Raw genomic sequence first — 16,938 nt, forward strand, 5'->3', positions numbered from 1 at the left:
ACGGTTGCGTCACAGGAAGGGCATAGGCATGGCCACCCAGCTCAACGGGATAGTGCGCCGCGACACCGAGGCGTTCCACGGCGCCCGTGTGGTCGTCGACCTCAAAGACGAGAGCCTGCTGGAAAAGGAGTTGACCGACCTTCACATCGCCACGGTGAGCCGTGACGAGAGCGAGCCGCTGGGCCTCGCGATGCGCGAGCTGCACGGGCTCGAAGCGGCGATGGAGGGCCTGGCCAACCGCACCGAGCTGGTCGGCCTGGCCAGGCGCGAGGGCGAGGGCACCTACTCCGCGGACGACGACCTGACCCCCCTCGACATGCTGCTGTTCTATATCCGGCGCAAGTACGCCGCGTCTCATTCAGGGTGGCGGCCGACGCTCGCCAAGGAGCGCTTCTACGAGAACCCGGAGGGCTCGCCGTACAGCGGGGGCAACACCGGCAACCCCAGGGCGCTGAAGGCCGGGGAGACCTTCGCGCTGCCCAGGCGCGCGGAGTCCGACCGGACGCCGATCCGGATCGGGGTGATCGACACCCCGCTGTTCGCCCACCAGGACCTCGCGGGGCGCTACCTGGCCGCCCACGACGGGCTGCTGGCGCGCACCCCCGACTGGGTGTCCTTCGGCGGGCACTGCCTGCTGGTCTGCTCGCTGGCCGCCGAGCAGGCGCCCGACGCCGAGCTGGTGGTCCGGCCGGTGCTCGACCCCGCGACGCTCACCACCACCTCCTGGGCGCTGGCCAAGGAGATGGTCGAGGCCCAGAACGACGAGCTGGACATCCTGGTGATGGCCCTCGGCGGCCCCACCGCCGACGGCGAGGAGCCGCTGGTCCTGGCCCGCGCCTGCGAGCGCACCCCCGCCCTGGTGAAGGTGGCCGCGATCGGCAACCACGGCCGCCCGGACGACTGGTGGAGCGGCGCGTTCGTGGGCGATGAGGCCAACCGGTCGCCGCTGGAGCCGACCGTGCCGATGTGGCCGTCGGCCAGCCCCAGCGTGATCGGCGTCGGCGCGCTCAACGAGGAGGGCGGCCGGGCGTTCTTCTCCCCCAGTATGGAGGAGGCCCCCTGGACCGACTGCATGGCCCCGGGGACCAACCGCCGCGGTCTGTTCCTTCCGGGGGATGTGGAGATGGTTCGGATGAACTACGATTCGGGCACCGTCGAGCGGACCGGAGAGATCACCGACTTCGGCCTCGGATACGCCGAGTGGGACGGCACCTCCTTCGCCACCGCCCACGTGGGCGGGGCCATCGCCGGCATCGCCCAGCGCCGTGGCGTGAGCGCCAAGGAGGCGGCACGCCTGTACCTGGCCGGCGGCTGAGCCACTTGCGACGCACGGCGGCGAACGGCGGATCGAGCGAGGGAGGCGTGTCATGCCGGCGGATCCGGCGGTCTCCGCCCTGGTCAAACGGGCGAGCACGGGCGACCAGGGCGCTTGGAACGACCTGGTCGAGCGATACGCGCCGATGGTCTGGTCGATCTGCCGCCAGTACCGGCTCGACCGGCGCGACGTCGACGACGTCGCCCAGCAGGTCTGGATGGCGGCGGTCGAGCACCTGGGCGAACTCCATGATCCCGGCAAGATGGGGTCCTGGCTCGCCACCACCACGAAACGGGAATGTTCTCGGGTCCTGCGGGCAGGACGCCAGCACGAGACAGTCGAGGATCCACTGGATTTCGAGATGACCGCGGACGACCGGTCGATCCTGATCGAGGACGAGGTGGAGGCGGCGGAACGCAACGCCGTACTCCGCACCGCGTTCACGGCACTGTCCCCGCCGTGCCGCCGGATGCTCTCGCTCCTCCTTGAGGAGATGCCGTACAACGAGATCAGCGCGCGCCTGGGGATACCGATCGGCAGCGTCGGACCCACCAGGGCACGATGCCTGGCCAAGCTCCGCAGCCATCCCGCACTGGTCGCTCTGATGGAATCCGAGACAGAGCCGTCCGGAGGTGAGCGCCATGTCTGAACAGTGGAGCGACGAAGAGCTGCTGGCCAGGCTCGGCGCGGCGCTGCGCGCCGCGGACAGCGTGCCACGCGACTTCGTCGAGGCGGCCAAGACCGCCTTCGCCTGGCACAACATCGACGCCGAGCTGGCCGAGCTGGCCTACGACTCGGAGTTCCAGGACGAACGCACGCTCGCGCTGACCAGGGCCGCCGACTCGGCGGCGCTGCGGGCGCTGACGTTCGTGTCGCCCGAGCTGACCATCGAGATCGAGGTGACCGAGGACACCCTGCTCGGCCAGCTCGTGCCGCCGCAGCCGGGCCGCATCCACCTGCACGTGGAGGCGGGCCAGGTGTGCGAGGCGGCGGTGGACGAAATCGGGTTCTTCGCCATCCGGGCCAAACCCGCCGAGCGGTTCCGGCTGCACTGCCGTACCACGACGGGCATCTCGGTCTCGACCGGCTGGGTCACGTTGTGACGGCCCGGGACGGCTGACGCCGTCCCGGGCCCCGTCCGACTTCACCGGCCGACTTCACCGGCCGCAGAAGACCGGCTCGTGCTTGGCCGCGAACGCCTCGATCCCCTCGGCGGCGTCGGCGGTGGTGGCGAACAGGCGTGACAGCGCCGCCTGCTCGGTGGTGAGCGCCGCGCCGAGCGCCTGCTGGACGCCGTCGTCGATCAGCCGCTTGGCTTGGCCAGGCAGAGCGCCGTCGAGGCGTCCACGATCGAGGTGCCCGCCGGGGTGGGCGGGTCCCCGGCCCGGCCACCGGCGGCGGCGAGCCCCGACATGGCCTGGACCAGCAGGTCCTGGCCGGGGCGACGTTATACCAACCGTTTCGCGCATCACGCGAGAGGTGGACCGCTCCCGGCGCTCCCGGCGGCCCGCTGGTTTCGGTCCACGGTACGGGCGGGCCGTAATGAGAGTTACGGGTCTCGTCCGCGCCTCTGGCCGGAGCGGGACGGCAGGTGGCCGGGGTGTCGCGGGCGGCCGGGCGTGGCACCCCGCCGACCTGCCCCGATCACCGTAGGGTTCACCTCGCCGATCCGGCGCGGGCCGGACGGCGCGGCGGTGGCCGCCCGATCGGGTCCGCCTTCGAGGGCGGATACGCCCGCCACACTGCCGAAATTTGGGCCTTTTTCGGTTCACCCGTGTTCTTCACTCTCAGTGCAGGCGCGCGTAGCACCCGAACCCGCGCGCTCATGAGGAGGATGAGGTGAGACACCGAGCAGGGATCCTGCTGGCCGTCCTCGCACTGCTCTGCCTGACCGGTGGAACCGGTGCCGGGGCCGTCTCCGAGCCGCCGCCCAACCGGCAGTACCACGTGCAAGGACCGGCCGACGCGAGACAGCGCAGCGCGGTCGCGGCCACCGGTGCCGCGATCGAGGAGGTCAAGGGCACCACGCTGCTGATCACGGCCACCCCGGCCGAGGTCGCGGCGATCAAGAGACTGGGCTACACCGTCACGGAGACGCCACGCCCATTACCCCCGTCCGGCGTGGGCATCGCTGACTTCCCCCCGTCGGACTCCGGCTACCACAACTACGCCGAGATGAACACGGAGATCAACTCGATCGTCGCGTCACACCCGACGCTGGCGACCAAGTTCACCTACGGCACGTCCTACGAGGGCCGTCAGCTCGTCGGCGTCAAGATCAGCGACAACGTGGGCACCGACGAGACGGAGCCGGAGATCCTCTTCACCGCGCACCAGCACGCGCGTGAGCACCTCACGGTGGAGATGGCGCTCTACATCATGAATCTGCTCACGGACAACTACGGCTCCGACTCCCGGATCACCAACCTGGTGAACAACCGGGAGATCTGGATCCTCCCCGACCTCAACCCGGACGGCGGCGAATACGACATCGCCAGCGGCAGCTACCGCTCCTGGCGCAAGAACCGCCAGCCCAACTCCGGGTCGTCGGCCGTCGGCACCGACATGAACCGCAACTGGAACTACCGCTGGGGCTGCTGCGGCGGGTCGTCGGGCTCGACGTCCAGCGAGACCTACCGGGGATCCGCGGGCGAATCCGCGACGGAGGTCCGGGCCACCGCCAACTGGGTGCGCAGCCGGGTCGTCGGCGGCGTCCAGCAGATCAAGGCGCACATCGACTGGCACACCTACAGCGAACTGGTGCTCTGGCCGTACGGCTACACCTACGACGACACCGGCCCCGGGCTCACCCTCGACGACCGGAACGCGCACGCCTCGCTCGGCCAGAGCATGGCCGGGACCAACTCCTACACGCCGGAGCAGTCCAGCGACCTCTACATCACGGACGGCACCATCAACGACTGGCTGTGGGGCGTCTACAAGATCTTCAGCTACACCTTCGAGATGTATCCCCGATCGGCCAGCCCCGGCTTCTACCCGCCGGACGAGCAGATCGTCCCGCAGACCACCCGCAACCGGGAGGCCGTGCTGCGCTTCCTGGAATACGGCGACTGCGTCTACCGGATCATCGGCAAGGAGACCCAGTACTGCCAGGGCGGCGGCGACCCGCCGGTCAGCGTCTACTCCGACAACTTCGAGAGCGCCACCGGCTGGACGGTCAACCCGTCCGGCACCGACACCGCCACCCTCGGCCAGTGGGAGCGCGGCGTCCCGCAGGCCACCAACTCCTCCGGCGCCAAACAACTCGGCACCACGGTCAGCGGCAGCAACGACCTGGTGACGGGACGGCTGGCGGGAGCGGGCGCGGGCGACTACGACCTGGACGGCGGCGTCAGTTCCATCCAGTCACCCCCGATCGCCCTCCCCTCCACCGGAACGCTCGGCCTGTCCTTCTCGTGGTACCTCGCCCACGGCTCCAACTCATCGAGCAGCGACTACCTGCGGGTGAGAGTCGTCGGCAACACGACCACACAGGTGTTCCAGCAACTGGGCGCGGCCTCCAACCGCGACGGCTCCTGGAACGTCGCCACAGCCGACCTGTCCGCCTTCCGGGGCCAATCCGTCCGCATCCTCATCGACGCCGCCGACGCCTCCACCGCCTCCCTCCTAGAGGCCGGCATCGACGACGTCTCCATCACCCAACGCCCCTGACCTCCCCTCCCCCGCCGCCGTCCGAAGGACGGCGGCGGCCGTCCCCCTGGGAGATCGCCGGATAGGGCGTGTAGACCGGGTCGGCGAGCCATGCGCGCAGGTCCGCCTCTGAGACGCTGAAGTCGACCCCCATCCCGCTCAGCGCCGCGATCACGATGGGGGCGAGGGACGGCCCGTTCAGCGGGTTCAGGGTGACGAACTCACCGTAGAGGCGTGTCGCGTCCGTGATCGCGGTCTGCGCGTCCTTCGTCCGGCCCTCCGCGTCGAACTTCTGGGCGATGGCGACGAGCGCCCGCACGCGGTCGAGCCACGGCCACAGCCGCCCGTTGTGCGAGGCGAGCGCGGGCGCGGCGGCCGTCGTGTGCTCGTAGACGATCTTCTTCTCGGCGGGGCGCAGGTTGGCCCCGGCGATGAGCCCACGGTGGACGCCGACGTTGACCGCCCGGGCGTCCAGGGTCGCGAAACTCGTGTTGGCACGGGACGGGATCAGGGTCGTCGCCTGAGCGCGGGAGGTCTGCTCCCACGCCTCCTTGAAGATGTCGATCTCGTCGTTCCCGTAGCCGCTTTCAGGAACATCCCACCGGCCGACAGGGGGAAGGACGGCGAGCGGTAGTAGATCTCGACGCCGCCGTCGGCGTCGTCGGGCGACGCGCGCAGCCGTGGCCTACCGCCGTGGTGGAAGCGGTGCAGGAAGGGGGGACCGCCGGGTCGCATCGCCAGGATGTAGGCGGCGGGCGGAGGACGATAGGCAGCCGTGCCCATCTCCCCGTCGCCGCGGTTGAGCCGCCCCAGCGCCTTGATTGTTGACGCTGGTTCCGTTTATCGAAGCCGACAAGATATGCGGGCTCGGCAAAAGAGGGCGCGGCTATGGGCGGCGGCGGGAGCGGCGGGCCTTCAGGAGGGCCAGGAGGGCGGCCACGGCGAGGGCGGTGCCCGCCGCGGCGGCGATGACGGTGGCCGGGACGCCTTCCGGGGGCGTCGGGGTCTGGTGGGCGCGGGGCGACAGGCCCGGGGTGGCGACCGGCGGAGTACGTGGGGTCTCAGGGGACACAGGGGACACAGGCGGGGCGACCTCGGATTCCGGCGCCCCGGTCGCGGGCGGGGCGGTGCCGTCGTCCGGGTCGCCGCTCGCCGGGGGCGGGGACGCCGGGCCGGGGGCGATCGGCGGGCCCGGGTCGCCGAGGGCCGCGATGAGTTCGTGGCTGAGCGGGCCCATGCCGTCCGTGTCGTCGCCCGCCCGCAGGGCGCGCGTGCCGTCGGGGACGCGGCGGTTGCCCGAGCACAGCATCGTGGTGAGCCTGCCGTTCTCGGTGCGGGTGAAGAGCAGGTAGCGGACGCCGGGCTCGAAGGTGTAGCCGCAGGCGGCACTGTTCGTGCGGGTGAAGACCTCGATCTTCGCCGCGCGGTCGCCCTTGTAGACGTGATCTACCCGGAGGGTCGCGCCGACGAATTCGGGGCCGTCCGCGCGCACGCCCTCGACCGTCGCGGTGAACACCGAGGACGAGGAGCGCACCGCCTCCGCTGGGGGGACCTCGGCGCACGTGCAGGCGCACGCCGTACCGGCGCCGGTCACCAGCAGCGCGGAGATCAGCGCCGCCACCGCGAGCACTCGTAACACCACCATGTCCTCCAGACGTACGGCGGGCCGCCCTTGGTTCACCGCCCCGGCCGGCGGCCGCTCCAGCACGGCCCCGATGGCGATCGAGTCGCCTTCGAGCGCTGCAACACGACCGGGCGCGATGATGATTCCACAGATCGTGTCCGAAGGAGGAAAACCTCGATGTCAAGCGACGGTGTCGCGTATCTGCGCTCGGCCGGGGTCGGGTTCGCGGTGGACCTGACCACTCCGGTGCCGACCGTGCTGCACTGGGGCGAGGATCTCGGTGAACTCTCCGAGGAAGGGCTCGCCACGCTCGCGCTGACCGGTGGCCCCGCCGTGCCGATCAACTCGATCGACGTGCCCAGGCTGCTCTCGGTCTGGCCCACGGAGTTCGAGGGCTGGGCGGGCACGCCGGGGCATTCGGGGCACCGGGGCGGCACCGCCACCACCCCCCGGCCGCGTCTGGCCAGGTCGGAGGTGCGCGACCTGCCCGGCGGGGGCGGCGAGCTGGTGCTGATGCTCGACGACGACATCTCCGATCTCGACATCAAGCTCACATACCGGCTGGACGCCTTCGGGGTGCTGGCCGTCCGGGCCCGCCTCACCGCGCGCCATCCGGAGCATCACCACGGCGAGGAGCGCTACGACCTCACGGGGGTGACGACCCAGCTCCCGCTCCCCCGGCGCGCCTCGGAGGTGCTCGACTTCACCGGCCGGTGGCTCAGGGAGCGTTCCCCGCAGCGCCGTCCGCTCACGCATGGCGCGCACGTCCGCGAGGTCCGCCGGGGCAAGCCGGGGACCGACTCGCCGTTCCTGCTGGCCGCGGGCGTGCCCGGGTTCGGGTTCCGGGCGGGCGAGGTCTGGGGCCTGCACGTCGGCTGGAGCGGTGACCAGCGCTACCTGGCCGAGGCGCTGCCGGAGGGCGCGGGCGCGCATGGCGGGGCGATCGGCGGCGGCGAGCTGCTGCGCCCCGGCGAGGTACGGCTCGGCCCCGGCGAGTTCTACGAGACCCCGACCTGCTACTTCGCCTGGTCAGCCGACGGGCTGGACGGCCTGGCCCACCGCTTCCACCGCCTGCTGCGGGCCCGCCCCGGCCACCCCGTCTCGCCCCGGCCGCTTCTGCTGAACACCTGGGAAGCCGTCTACTTCGACCACGACCTGGACCGGCTGCTCAAGCTGACCGACCTGGCCGCGAAGGTGGGCGTCGAGCGGGTGGTGCTGGACGACGGCTGGTTCCGGGGCCGCCGCGACGACACCGCCGGGCTCGGCGACTGGTTCGTGGACGAGACGGTCTGGCCCAACGGGCTGTCCCCGTTCGTCGATCGGGTACACGAGCTGGGCATGCAGTTCGGGCTCTGGTTCGAGCCAGAGATGGTGAACCTCGACTCCGACGTGGCGCGCGACCACCCGGAGTGGATCCTCGCCCCGACGGAGGGGCTCGGGCCGCCGTCCCGGCACCAGTACGTGCTGAACGTCGCCGACGACGACGCGTGGGAGTACCTGCTCGGGCGGATGGACTCGCTGGTCACCGAGTACGGCATCGACTACATCAAGTGGGACCACAACCGCGAGCTGCACGAGGCGGTGCGGCGCAGGCCGGGGGGCCGCGACCGTCCGGGGGTCCGGGCTCAGACGCTCGCCGCCTACCGGCTGATGGACGCGCTGCGCGCCCGGCATCCCAACCTGGAGATCGAGTCGTGCGCCAGCGGCGGCGGGCGGATCGACCTCGGCGTGCTGCGCCGCACCGACCGGGTGTGGGCGTCGGACTCCAGCGACCCGGTCGAGCGGCAGGCGATCCAGCGCTGGACCGGCCAGCTCCTGCCGCTGGAGCTGATCGGCGCGCACTTCGGCACGGAGCGCGCGCCGAGCACGCGCCGGTTCACCAGCGACACCTTCCGTCTGATCACCGCGCTGTTCGGGCACGCGGGCATCGAGCAGGACCTCGGCAAACTCACTCCCGAGCAGCTCGCCAAGGTGACCACGTGGGCGAACATGTACAAGGAGTTCCGCCCGCTGCTGCACAGCGGCGAGGTCGTGCGCGCCGACCTGCAGGACGAGCGGGAGTTCCTGCACGGCGTACTCGCGCCGGGGTGCGCCGCCGCGCTGTACTGCTGGGCCCGCACGGGCACCTCGCCCGACCTCCAGCACGGCCGGGTGGCGCTGCCGGGGCTGGTGCCGTCGCACGACTACCGGGTGCGGATCCGCACCGACCTCGGGCCGTTCAGTGCCCGGCACCGGTTCCCCCCTGCCTGGGTGTCGGCGGCCCTGGCGGGGTGGATCGACGTGCCGGGCCCGGTCCTGACCAGGGCGGGCCTGCCGATGCCCACGCTCGACCCGCAGCAGGCGATGCTGATCGAGGTGCGCAGGGCGGGCATCGGGGGGCGTGCGGGCTGACCCGAGAGGTCAGGACGGCCCGCCGTCGGCCGAGGGGGCGTCCGATTCGGCCGCCCCCTGCGGCACGACCGGAGCCCGGCCCGCCTGCCGCGCCCCGGCCCCCTCCGACACCCACCCCGGATCCACGTCCGGCGCGCGATCCTCGAGCAGCCATCCGGCGGCGCCGATGATGGCTCCGGCGAGCAGCACCAGCCGCAGGGCCGTGGTCGCGCCCGCCCAGGGGCGGCGGCCCTCCATGAGCCGCCGCCCGAACGGCGGCAGCAGCGCGATCATCGCCAGGGATGCCCGACCGACGCCGCGCGTGAGACGTTCAGCCCGCCCCGAGGACCGCCCAAAAGGCCGCCCCGGAGGCCACTTCCGTCACCTCTCCAGCCGGAGGCCGGTCATCACCAGTTCGAGGAGGCGCTCCACGCGCGCCGTGTCTCCGCCGGTGCGTTCGCCGACCCAGGCGACCCCGCCGGCCAGGGCGAGCACGTCGTCGGGATCCACCTCCGCGCGCACGGCCCCGGCCCGCTGCGCCGCGACGACCAGGCCCGCCGCCGCGTCGCGCATCCGGTGACAGGAGGCGTACAGCCGGGAGTCCTCGTCCGCCATGGTGGTCATGACGGAGTCGGGCAGGCCCCGGTAGATGAACGCGCGGGCGGTGAGACGGCCCAGCCAGCGGGTGAGGGCCTCGCCGGGCGGGTGCGCGCGCAGCAGTTCCTCCGTCTCCGCCGCCAGGGACTCGAAGCGGTCGTGAAGCAGCGCCTCCAGCAGGTCGTCCCGGGTCGGGAAGTGCCGGTAGAGGGTGCCGATGCCCACCCCGCAGCGGCGGGCGATCTCCTCAAGGGACGCGTCGGTCCCGTGCTCGGTGAACATCTCGTGCGCGGTGGCCAGCAGTTTCTCGTAGTTGCGGCGGGCGTCGGCGCGCATCGGACGGGACGAGCTCATGGACGGCTCCTTGACAAAAGCGGAGGCACCCTCCGAAACTTGCATCCGGAGGCACCCTCAGCTTAACGGGAGCGACAGATGGAACTGGGTTCGATCGGCGTGTGGACGTGGGCGTTCGACGAGCAGCCGTGGCACACGGCACGGGAGGCGGTGGCCGAGATCGAGGACCTCGGCTACGGCACGGTCTGGTTCGGGGAGGGCAGGGGCCGCGACTCCACCACGCAGGCGGCGCTGATGCTGTCGGCCACCCGCCGGATCGTGGTGGCCCCCGGCGTGGCCAACATCTACCGGCACGAACCAGGCACTCTCGCCCAGAGCGAGCGCACGCTGAACGAGGCGTTCCCCGGCCGGTTCCTGCTCGGGCTCGGCGTGGGCGCGGAGACCCTCGCCACGAGCGTGGGCAAGACGTGGCGCCCGCCGATCGAGGCCATGCGCGACTTCCTCGACCGGATGGACACGGCGACGCTCACCGCCCCGGCGGCACCGGCGCCGCCCCGCCGGGTGCTCGCGGCGCTGGGCCCGAAGATGCTCGCCCTCTCCGCGGAGCGGACCTGGGGCGCGCATCCGTTCCTGCTCCCGCTGGAGCACACCGCGCACGCGCGGAAGATCGTCGGGCCGGACGCGCTGCTGGCCGTCCACCAGGCCGTCGCGTTGCACAAGGATCCCGCGACCGCGCGGGGCATCGCCCGCCAGATGATCGCCCAGTGGATCGCGCACGTCCAGGTCGTCCCATCGCGCTGGAACGTCGTGCGCGACCTGCTGGGATTCGACGACTCCGACCTCGCCGACGGCGGCAGCGACCGGCTGGTCGCCGCGATGGTCGCGCACGGCGATCTGGACACGGTCGCCGAACGGGTGCGGGCGCAGCTCGCGGCCGGGGCGGACCACGTGTGCGTGGGCGTGGCGACAGAAGATCCGAAACCCGCCCTCGCCCTGGCTGAGCTGCGCGAACTCGCGTCCGCGCTGCTGTGAGCGGGGGGCCGGCGATTGACCTCGATATTACTTGAGGTTGCACACTGACGGAGTGCGAAAAAATCCGATCCTGGTCTTGGCGACCGTGCTGCTGTCGAGCGTGTGCCTGCCCATCACCCTGACCGGCGCGTCCATCGCGCTCTCCCCGATCACCGCCGACCTCGGCGCGGACCTCGCCGCCGTCCAGTGGGTGGTGAACGGCTACAACGCGACCTTCGCCGGGTTCATGCTGGCCGGCGGCTCACTCGCCGACCTGTTCGGCCGCAGGCGCGTCTACGCCGCCGGGGTCGGCCTGTTCGCCGCCGGCGGGCTGGTCAGCGCCTTCGCGGGAGACATCCTGCTGCTCAACCTGGCCCGCGCCGCCGCCGGGATCGGGGCCGCCGCCGCCGGCGCCGCCGGTGGCGCGCTGCTCGCGGCCTCCTTCCACGGGGCCGCCCGCACGCGGGTGTTCGGCCTGTTCGGCACCACGCTCGGCCTCGGGCTGGCCTTCGGGCCGAGCATCTCCGGCCTGATCGTCGACGCTTACGGCTGGCGGGCCGTGTTCGGCTCCACCGCCGTGGCCGGTCTCCTGGTGCTCTTCCTGGTCCCGCTGCTGCCGGAGTCCAGGGATCCGGGCGACCGGCGGCTGGACCTGCCCGGCATGATCACCTTCACCGGCGCGCTGGTGCTGCTGATCGCCGGCTTCGTCGAGGGCCCCTCGCTCGGCTGGGACTCCCCGGTCGTCCTGACGGCCTTCGCCGCCTTCGCCGTCCTGTTCACGGCCTTCGTGGTGATCGAGCGCCGGGCTGCGCATCCGATGCTGGACCTCCAGTTGCTCGCCGGGCGCAGGTTCCTCGGCGTCAGCCTGGCGGCGGGCGCGATCGTGTGCGTGCTCGTCCCGCTGCTGGTCTACCTGCCGTCGTACCTGACCGCCGTGCTCGGCATGACGCCGGGGCAGGCCGGGATCACGCTGATCGTGCTCACCGGGCCGACACTGGTGCTGCCCACGCTGACCGGGTTGGCCGCGCGGTGGGTCCCGCCGTCCGCGATCGTGCTGGCGGCGGTGGCGCTGTCCGGCGTGGGCGCGGTGTGGCTGACCACGATCGGCCCCGGGGCGAGCACGGCGTCGATCGCCGGGCCGATGCTCACCATCGGCGCGGGCATGGGCATGTCCATCGGGCTGGTGGACGGCATCGCGATCAGCAGCGCCCCGGCCGGGCGCGTGGGCACCGCCGGGGGCATGTTCAACACCTTCCGCCTGGTCTCGGAGACCATCGCGATCGCGGTGTTCGGCGCGGTCATCGCCGCCGTCACCGGGGACCGCCTGGCCGGTCCGGCCTTCACCGACGGCATGCACGCGGTGCTGTGGTCGATGGCGGGCCTGTCCCTGGTGACGCTGGTGGCCGTCGCCGTGCTGCTGCGGCCGGGGCCGTCCGGCGAGCGCCGGGAGGAGCCCGCCGGCGACCTGGCCGTAAGCCCGGCGCAGGACGGCGCGGGCCGGACGTGACGGCCGCCATGCGAAACGTGGTCAACGCGCTGCGGGTGCTCGAACAGCTCGCCGCCCGCCAGCCCGCCGGGGTCAGCGGGCTGGCCAGGACCGTCGGGCTGCCGAAGAGCACCGTGCAGCGCTGCCTGCGCACCCTGCACGAGGCCGGCTGGATCCGCCCGTCGGGTGACGAGGTCACCCGGTGGGTGCTGACCGCCAGGGCCCTGCACGTCGGACGGCGCGCGACCAGCGAGCTCGCACTGCGCGACGCCGCCCGCCCGGTGCTGGAACGCCTGCGCGCGCTGACCGGTCACACCGTCCACCTCGGCGTCCCCGACGGCGACGCCGTGGTGCTGGTCGAACGGCTGGAGGCCGGCGAGCCGCTGCGGATCGCGCTGCCGCTCGGCGTCCGGCTCCCGCTGCACGCGTCGGCCAGCGGCAAGGCGGTGCTCGCGCACCACCCGACGGCGACGGTCGAGCACCTGCTGGCGGCCGGGCTCGACGGCTACACCCAGGCGACGGTGACCGACCCCGCGCAGGTGCTGGCCGAGCTGGCCGAGGTCAAGGAGCGCGGCTACGCCGACGACCGCGGGGAATGGCGCTCCGACATCGCGGCGGTGGCCGCCGCCGTGCTCTCGGACGGCGGGCCGGTGGCCGCCCTCGGCGTCTCCGCCCGCCCCGGCCGGATGCGCGACCGGCTGCGCCCGGAGTACGGCCGGCTGGTCCGCCAGGCCGCCGCGACCCTGACGACCGCCCTCGACCCTTGATCGTCGAACGCGTTGACGGCGGCATCCGCACCGAGCATGATCGTCACGAAGGCCGACCGAAGGCGGATGCTCATGAGCGGAAATGGTTCTGGGCTCGGTAACACGCTCGGTTCATATCCTGCGAGTCCCGGCAGGCGGCTGGCGATCGGCCTGATGCTGCTCGGGGTGGCGCTGATCCTCGGCGTCCCCGGCATCCGGGGCATCGCGCTGGCCTGGTCCCTCGACCCGTGGGAGGACGTGCCGAAGCCGCTGCTCATCCCGGCGGCCCTGGCGATCTTCGCCGGGATCTACGCCGTGGTCTTCCTCTCCGGCGCCTGGCGACGCCGGGGCGAGCGCTTCGAGCTGTACGACGGCGGTTTCGTCCGGGAGGCGGGCGGGCGTCGCGAGGTGTTCGCGTGGGAGGACATCGAGACCGCGATCGCCCTGCGCGAGACGGTCAGCGGGCTCCGGCGCCTGCTGGGCCACGAGTTCACCGCCGAGGTCGTCGGGACCGACGGGCGTGTGGTCCGGATGGACGGGCTGACGCCCCACGTGGAGGTGCTGGGCCCGGTGATCGCCGAGCGGGCCGCCGCCGCGTTCCGCGCCAAGGTGCCCCGCGACCTGGACTCGGGCAAGATCGTGCGGTTCGGCCCCGCCGTGGCGGTGAACCGCGAGGCGCTGTACGCCGGAGGCATGAAGTTCCCCTGGGCGCGATTACCCGAGCTGAAGCGGGATCCGCTGCGCCTGGACCTCGGGCAGGACCGTTTCGTCCCGCTGACCCCCAATCACCTGGACGTGTTCGAGGAGCTGCTCCCCCGGCTGATGATCGCCCGCCCGGTCCCGCCGGGCGGAGGCTACGAGGCCAGCCCGGAGACTCCACCCGCACGCCCCGAGGAGAACAGCGCGGGATGCATGCTCATCCTGCTCGGGGCGATGGGCCTGGCGGGCCTGGCGGGCGCGCTGATGCTGTTCCTGATCGATCCGCTGGAACCGGACTTCGCCTGGTTCGCGGGCACGCTGGTCGCCTCGCCGTTCATCTGCCTCGGCTCGTGGTGGCTGCTGAGACGCCCCACCTGGTGGGGCTGGCTGGTGTCGGTGGGCGCGCTGGCCGCCCTCGTCTACGCCCTGCTCTTCACCGGAACGTTCGACGACGGCATGGCCGTCAAGCTGCTGGCGGCCACCCCGGTGGCACTGGGCCTGGTCATGCTGCTGCGACCGCCGGTGATCATGTACTACATGAGCGGGCGGAGGCGTGCTCGAAGGTGAGGATGGCCGCGCCGCCTCACTCGCCGGCACGACCGCGCCCACGACAAGGCGATCGCGGGGGTGAGCGCGGGGGTGAGCGCGGTGGCGGCCCCGGTGTTCGACGTCTCGGGACGGGTGGCGGGGGCGCGGCCCGCTCGATCAGCCAGGCGATCGGCCACCGGGGCGGGCGCGGCTGAGCCCCGGCGCGGGACGTCAGGCGGGCAGGCGCAGGTCGGCGAACACGCCCCGGTGGTCGGTGCCCGGCACGTCGAGGATCTCGACCTGCCGCACGGTCACCGAACGGTCGGCCAGGATGTGGTCGATGGTGATCATCGGGGGGATGTCCCGGTTGGCCGGCCACGTCGGGGTCAGGCCCTTGCCCGCCTGGTCCGCGGCGTCCAGGTAACCCCTGGCGAGCACGTCGCGCAGCGCCCGGTGGTCCAGGCTGGCGTTGAAGTCGCCCGCCAGCACGCGCACCACCTGCGGGGACGCGGACGGGAGCGCGGCCAGGCCGTCCTTCCACTCGCGCAGGCGGCGGCCCAGCGGCGTGAACGGGTGCACGGCCACGACCTCAACCGGGACCCCCGGCGCGAGCGTCAGCGTTGCCGCGGGCATGTTGTGCCCGACCGGCGTGAACAGGCCCTCGCGCGGGGCCAGCGGACGGGCGGCGAAGAGCCCACTGCCGGACGCGCCCGCCGCGGCCTGGAGCACCCGGTACGGCATCAGCTCGGCGAGACCGGCGGCGTCCAGCGCCGTCACCATCTCGGGGGTCAGCTCCAGGGCGCTGAACACCTCCGGCCGGTACTTCCTGACCAGCTCGACGACCGCGCGCGGGTCGGCCTGGCCGTACATCACGTTGAGCGCGAGCACACGCAGCGGTGTACCCTCCGCGCGGCCACGCGTCGCGGCGTCCCCCGTGGGGGCCGCCGCCGTCCCGGAGGAGGCGGACGCGTCGCTCAGCGCACGCGGCAACACGCAGCTCACCAGGACGGCACAGGCCAGCAACACGACCACACCCTGCGCACGCCGCCGGGCCACCAGCAGGAGCACCCCGAGCAACGCCGCCCCGAGCGCAGCGTACGGCGTCAGCGTGATCACCGACGTGACCATGGACCCCCGCTCCAGCCCGGTCCCCCTGACCACCGCCCATCCCACCGGCACCACGACGAGCCCCCAGGCAACCCACCGCACCCGCCGCCGCCGAACGGACCTGCCACGCTCCCCCGCCCCGGCGCCCCCCATCACTCCGTCGCCAGCCACGCCACCGCCGACCGCCGCTCTGCGGTCCACCGCCCGGCCATCCCCCGACCCGCCGCCGGCCGCTCCGCCGGCGATCGGCGGCCTGTCGTCGGCCGCTTCGGCGGCAGGCGTCGGTTCGGTGTCGTCCGCCGTGCCGTTGGGCGGTTCCGCAACGCTCACCCCGTACCCCGTCCTTTCGCTCTTTGATAACCCCCGCCCGACCCTAAGCGGCGATATCGGACGCGGTGTGCGGGGTATGTGCAGCTTTCGTGGAGGTCCGTCGACTCAGACGCGTTCGGCCGCGCCCGCGCCGAAGACCTCGTCGCGGACGAGGGTCAGCGCCGTGACGACCGCACCCGACAGGATCGGGTTGCCCGCGACGGTGCTCACCCTGACCTGGACAGGTACCGGTGACCGTTCCGCCAGCCGCCCGGCCACCATGGCGGCCATCTCCTCGCCGCCCCCGACGCCGGTGTCACCGGCCAGCACGACCAGGCCGGGATCGAGCACCGCGACCGGCGCCAGCGCCACACTGGCGATCCGCTCCGCCACCTCGTCCGGCGGCAGGGCGCCGAGCACCCCGGGGGCGACCAGGTCGCAGCTCGGGACGCCGCCCGGTTCTAGGAAGCTGACCTCGCCCGCGCCGCCGGACACCCCCCGGCGCAACCGCCCGCCGAGCACGACGGCGGAGCCGAGCCCCTCGTCCAGCCACAGCAGCACGAAGTCGTCGCGCCCCTCGGCGACCCCTTCGGCGTGTTCGGCCACGGCCACCAGGTTGACGTCGTTCTCCAGGATCACCGGGACGTCCAGCAGGTGCCGCAGCGCCGCCAGCGACCCCGGCCCCCACCCCGGCACCTCGCTCACCCCCTGCAGGTCGCCGGTGCGGGGGTCCACCAGGCCTGGGACGCCCGCCACTACCGCGCGCAGGGCGCGTGATCCGGCCGCCCGCGCGATCGTGGCGGCGATCAGCGAGGGCAGATCACTCGGCGGGTCACCCGACAGCGGCCGGGTCGCGGTGCCCACCACTCCCCCGGTGATGTCCGCTACCGACACGTGGACCACGTCGCGGCGCACGTCCACCCCGGCGACGTGGGCGCGGGCGGCGACCACGCCGTAGAGGCGGGCGTTGGGCCCGCGCCGGTCTCCCCCGCTCTCGCCCGTGACCTCGATCAGGCCGTTCACCTGGAGCCGCTCGATCAGGTCGGACACCGTCGGCCGCGACAGCCCGGTGAGCGCGCGGAGCTGCGGCGCGGTCAGTGACCCGTGCTCGACCAGCAGGTCGAGGACCAGCCGGTCGTTGATCGCCCGCGCGAGTTTGGGGGTCGCCGTCCTCATCGCACCCTCTGTCCGTTCTGTGGTT

The 16,938-nt window shown here is 72.7% G+C and carries 16 protein-coding genes; 9 read left to right on the top strand and 7 right to left on the bottom strand.

From position 1 onward, the window contains the following. The first annotated feature begins 28 nt into the window (after positions 1-28). Genes P3X83_RS30610 through P3X83_RS30620 form a run of 3 tightly spaced genes read left to right on the top strand, consistent with a single transcriptional unit; the run spans position 29 to position 2,418 of the window. Positions 29-1,315 carry a S8/S53 family peptidase gene (locus tag P3X83_RS30610; RefSeq protein ID WP_277308755.1) on the top strand — a complete coding sequence of 429 codons (1,287 nt, stop codon included), beginning with the start codon at positions 29-31 and terminating at the stop codon, positions 1,313-1,315. A 52-nt stretch (positions 1,316-1,367) separates the two neighbouring features. Next, a complete protein-coding gene (locus P3X83_RS30615; RefSeq protein ID WP_277308756.1) occupies positions 1,368-1,964 on the top strand; it encodes a sigma-70 family RNA polymerase sigma factor in 597 nt (198 codons plus the stop codon). Then, positions 1,957-2,418 (top strand): hypothetical protein, encoded by a 462-nt coding sequence (locus P3X83_RS30620; RefSeq protein ID WP_277308757.1) that lies wholly within the window; start codon positions 1,957-1,959, stop codon positions 2,416-2,418. The genes P3X83_RS30615 and P3X83_RS30620 overlap by 8 nt, the downstream gene beginning before the upstream one ends. Before the next feature lie 54 nt (positions 2,419-2,472). On the opposite strand, the gene P3X83_RS30625 is transcribed toward P3X83_RS30620, so the two are convergent. Beyond that, positions 2,473-2,784 (bottom strand): hypothetical protein, encoded by a 312-nt coding sequence (locus tag P3X83_RS30625; protein ID WP_277308758.1) that lies wholly within the window; start codon positions 2,782-2,784, stop codon positions 2,473-2,475. 370 nt (positions 2,785-3,154) lie between these two features. Here P3X83_RS30625 and P3X83_RS30630 point away from each other — a divergent pair, with 370 nt between their 5' ends. Beyond that, positions 3,155-4,987: a M14 family zinc carboxypeptidase gene (locus P3X83_RS30630; protein WP_277308760.1), complete on the top strand. Its 1,833-nt coding sequence runs from the start codon at positions 3,155-3,157 to the stop codon at positions 4,985-4,987. Here the strand turns inward: P3X83_RS30630 and P3X83_RS30635 are convergent. Both P3X83_RS30635 and P3X83_RS30640 read right to left on the bottom strand, forming a co-directional pair. After that, complete coding sequence (locus P3X83_RS30635) at positions 4,971-5,285, bottom strand: hypothetical protein (protein ID WP_277308761.1); 315 nt, start codon at positions 5,283-5,285, stop codon at positions 4,971-4,973. The two genes, P3X83_RS30630 and P3X83_RS30635, sit on opposite strands and share 17 nt — an antisense overlap. Positions 5,286-5,852: 567 nt before the next feature. Continuing rightward, a complete protein-coding gene (locus tag P3X83_RS30640) occupies positions 5,853-6,674 on the bottom strand; it encodes a hypothetical protein (protein WP_277308762.1) in 822 nt (273 codons plus the stop codon). A gap of 93 nt (positions 6,675-6,767) precedes the next feature. Here P3X83_RS30640 and P3X83_RS30645 point away from each other — a divergent pair, with 93 nt between their 5' ends. Then, positions 6,768-8,981: an alpha-galactosidase gene (locus P3X83_RS30645; protein WP_277308763.1), complete on the top strand. Its 2,214-nt coding sequence runs from the start codon at positions 6,768-6,770 to the stop codon at positions 8,979-8,981. A gap of 9 nt (positions 8,982-8,990) precedes the next feature. Here P3X83_RS30645 and P3X83_RS30650 read toward each other — a convergent pair whose 3' ends face one another. Then, positions 8,991-9,254 (bottom strand): hypothetical protein, encoded by a 264-nt coding sequence (locus tag P3X83_RS30650; RefSeq protein ID WP_277308764.1) that lies wholly within the window; start codon positions 9,252-9,254, stop codon positions 8,991-8,993. Positions 9,255-9,341: 87 nt separating this feature from the next. Next, positions 9,342-9,911 (bottom strand): TetR/AcrR family transcriptional regulator, encoded by a 570-nt coding sequence (locus tag P3X83_RS30655; protein WP_277308765.1) that lies wholly within the window; start codon positions 9,909-9,911, stop codon positions 9,342-9,344. 78 nt (positions 9,912-9,989) lie between these two features. On the opposite strand from P3X83_RS30655, the gene P3X83_RS30660 reads away from it, so the two are divergent. The 4 genes from P3X83_RS30660 to P3X83_RS30675 all read left to right on the top strand — a co-directional run bounded on the left by P3X83_RS30660 (position 9,990) and on the right by P3X83_RS30675 (position 14,360). After that, positions 9,990-10,883: a TIGR03620 family F420-dependent LLM class oxidoreductase gene (locus P3X83_RS30660; protein WP_277308766.1), complete on the top strand. Its 894-nt coding sequence runs from the start codon at positions 9,990-9,992 to the stop codon at positions 10,881-10,883. A 52-nt stretch (positions 10,884-10,935) separates the two neighbouring features. Next, a complete protein-coding gene (locus tag P3X83_RS30665) occupies positions 10,936-12,369 on the top strand; it encodes an MFS transporter (protein ID WP_277308767.1) in 1,434 nt (477 codons plus the stop codon). Next, a complete protein-coding gene (locus P3X83_RS30670; protein WP_277308768.1) occupies positions 12,366-13,115 on the top strand; it encodes an IclR family transcriptional regulator in 750 nt (249 codons plus the stop codon). Before P3X83_RS30665 ends, P3X83_RS30670 begins: the two co-directional genes overlap by 4 nt. Positions 13,116-13,187: 72 nt before the next feature. Further along, positions 13,188-14,360 (top strand): DUF6585 family protein, encoded by a 1,173-nt coding sequence (locus P3X83_RS30675; protein ID WP_277308769.1) that lies wholly within the window; start codon positions 13,188-13,190, stop codon positions 14,358-14,360. A 192-nt stretch (positions 14,361-14,552) separates the two neighbouring features. Here the strand turns inward: P3X83_RS30675 and P3X83_RS30680 are convergent, their stop codons facing one another. Both P3X83_RS30680 and P3X83_RS30685 read right to left on the bottom strand, forming a co-directional pair. Continuing rightward, complete coding sequence (locus P3X83_RS30680) at positions 14,553-15,758, bottom strand: endonuclease/exonuclease/phosphatase family protein (RefSeq protein WP_277308770.1); 1,206 nt, start codon at positions 15,756-15,758, stop codon at positions 14,553-14,555. Between the two features lie 105 nt (positions 15,759-15,863). Continuing rightward, positions 15,864-16,913: an ROK family transcriptional regulator gene (locus P3X83_RS30685; protein ID WP_277308772.1), complete on the bottom strand. Its 1,050-nt coding sequence runs from the start codon at positions 16,911-16,913 to the stop codon at positions 15,864-15,866. Positions 16,914-16,938 lie beyond the last annotated feature (25 nt).

This window comes from Spongiactinospora sp. TRM90649 (assembly GCF_029382225.1).
Lineage (GTDB): Bacteria > Actinomycetota > Actinomycetes > Streptosporangiales > Streptosporangiaceae > Spongiactinospora.